Origin of the sequence: Chitinophaga sp. (assembly GCF_036566945.1) — a bacterium.
Taxonomy (GTDB): Bacteria; Bacteroidota; Bacteroidia; order Chitinophagales; family Chitinophagaceae; genus Chitinophaga.
In genome coordinates, this window is the sequence record NZ_DATCVJ010000079.1 from 1 (window position 1) to 2,536 (window position 2,536).

Here is a 2,536-nt window from a genome sequence, read left to right on the forward strand (position 1 = left end):
TAAGATATCTTGTTGAATAGCAATTGCAGTTTTGTAGCCTTATTCCAGATCCTGGTATCTATGATTTATATGTTTAAGTTCTATGTTATTGGTATTTTTCGTTCGGTCAAGCTGCTGATCCGGAAATCCGACAGAGGGTACAGAATGCTAAAAGAGGTAGGAACGGCTACGTGATTTAAACATCCCTAAAAATACCTAATAATGAAAAAGCAATTTTTCAAGAAACTTCGAGTGTTACTAACACTCGCCTTGCTAACCATAACCGCTTTGGCTCCTGGGCAATCAACATTCAGAGTTAAGCAAGATACTGTCATGGTTGTTGGTGCTGAGCTCCAGGTAAAAAATGCCTCCAAAAATGTACAGGGCTTTCTGTATAACCAGGGCGATGGAAATACAGTATTCAAAAAGCTTTCCCTGGAAAATATAGGTGACACTGCTATCGCTATTGCCGGACAGGATACTATACCGGTAAGGTTCTCCGGCGGTGGAGGTGTTGGTGTGCCGCCTGTTTCGCTGGCTGCTATGTCTATTGATGCCAACAGTATGCAGCTGAAATGGTGGCAGTCAGACAGGGAGCTGTATCAGTCGCCGAAGATAGCCCTGATTGGAGACAGCCAGGGGGCGGGGAGTTATGCCAGTACACCGGCCAACTCCATTGCCGGAAAGCTGCAGGCTTATATTTATGCAGTATCTTCCAATGCACGGCTGACGAACTATTGTAAAGAGGGATATAATTCCCGCAATCTGGCGCCTACAGGCAGCAATAGCTTTGTAGACTCGACGATGAACGTCACCAAGGCAATTGCTGATGGGAATAATATTATTATCCTCATTAATACCAGCAACGACTATGCATCCCAGTCCAGTGGCGGTGAGATGTCTACAGAAGAGGCGCTCTCTAATACCTTGCTGATAGATGAAGCCTGCAAAAAAGCTGGTGTACAGTTGTTGGTAATGAGCAGTATTCCTCGTACGGCTTTCGGTGCTTCACAGCGCCTTAAATTGAGACAAACTGCAGATAACCTGCGTAAAACTTTCGGAGCCAGATGCATCTATGCTTATCACCTCCTGGAAGACCCTGCTAATCCCGATCTATTACAACCTTCATTGAAGCTCGGCGATAATATCCATTTGAATGACCAGGGGTACCTGGTAATGTTTAATGCAATGAGGAATACACTCGCCAGCTATTTTACTTCCAATACCGATGTTGTTAAGTACATTGTACAACGGAGCGCTAATATAAACGGCCTCTATAATGATTTTAAAACTATTACATCACCTTATGAAAATACACTTGCTATCAACCCTGATAGTAGCTTTTACCGAATGCGGATCTATTTCCGGGACGGGTATTTTTCCAACTGGAGTAATGTAGTCAAAGCTATAGTTGATGGCAACATCCCAGGGGGGCCAGGAGGTGGCGGAATAACTGTCAATGCAGGTTTAGATCAATATTTAAATGAAAATGATAGTACTACCAACTTTTATGGAAACATAACAATCACCAATCCTTCTCTTTCAGTTGCTTCCTATCAATGGTCAGTTATTTCTAATGTAACTGGTGTTACATTTTCAAACGTAAACGGTATAAATACAGGAGTTACAGGAATTCCTATTGCTGCCAGGTCTACATATCGTTTGACTGTCACTGATAATCATGGTTCAACTTACACGGATGATATTGATGTATCAGTTGCCAGACCATCAGAGATGTTTAGTTCAGGAGGTTATTTAAACAACAAATATGATTCTAATAACCCAAATTTGAAAACATGGGTTTACTTGCCACAAGGTTATGATTCATTAAAACCAGGTGGTTACCCTTTAATAATTTTCTTTCATGGAGTTGGAGTGAATGGTGTTGAGAATAACGATGATATTAATCAATTATTACGAGAAGCTGAAGGGTTACCATACTTTTTGCATAATAAGTTGTTTCCTATGCAGTGTGTTGTTGTTTGTCCTCAATTGCATGATGAATTTTGGACTTTAGCAACCGCACAAAAAGCAGTTAATTATGCTGTTAATGGATATGCAATTGATCCAAATAGGGTATATGTAACTGGTTTGTCTTCTGGCGGCGCAGGCACAACTAACGTTGCTTTAGGTAATCCAAATCTGTTAGCTGGTGGTATCGCTGCCAATACAACTTTTAATGATGTAGCGCTTCCAGGGAATGGAGATATAGTAAAAGACATACCATTTTTGTTTGTCCATTCTTATAATGATACAAGAGTTCCGTTCACTTCTCAATATTCAACCTTAGATGATGTTAATAGCATCAATGCCGCCAATCCAAAAGGTATATACCCTCCATTAATGTTAATGGCTTGGAATAGTGAACATGATAATGGTACATGGAATAATTATGTTTATGATAAAAGAATTGCCCCATTTGATTTTGAAACTGACTTTTTACTTTTTCACAGCAAAAACTTAACAACTACCTGTAATAATTATGTTACAAAAGCAGAAGAAAAATTGAAGTTTTATGATTGGTCCAGAGCAAAATTAGTTGTGGATAAATTGAATA

General features: G+C 39.8%; 1 protein-coding gene. It reads left to right on the top strand.

The window, feature by feature from the left end; genetic code table 11:
• Positions 1–201 precede the first annotated feature (201 nt).
• Positions 202–2,536 (top strand): PKD domain-containing protein (locus tag VIP81_RS02280; RefSeq protein ID WP_414649279.1); only part of this gene is annotated, 2,335 nt, incomplete at its 3' end.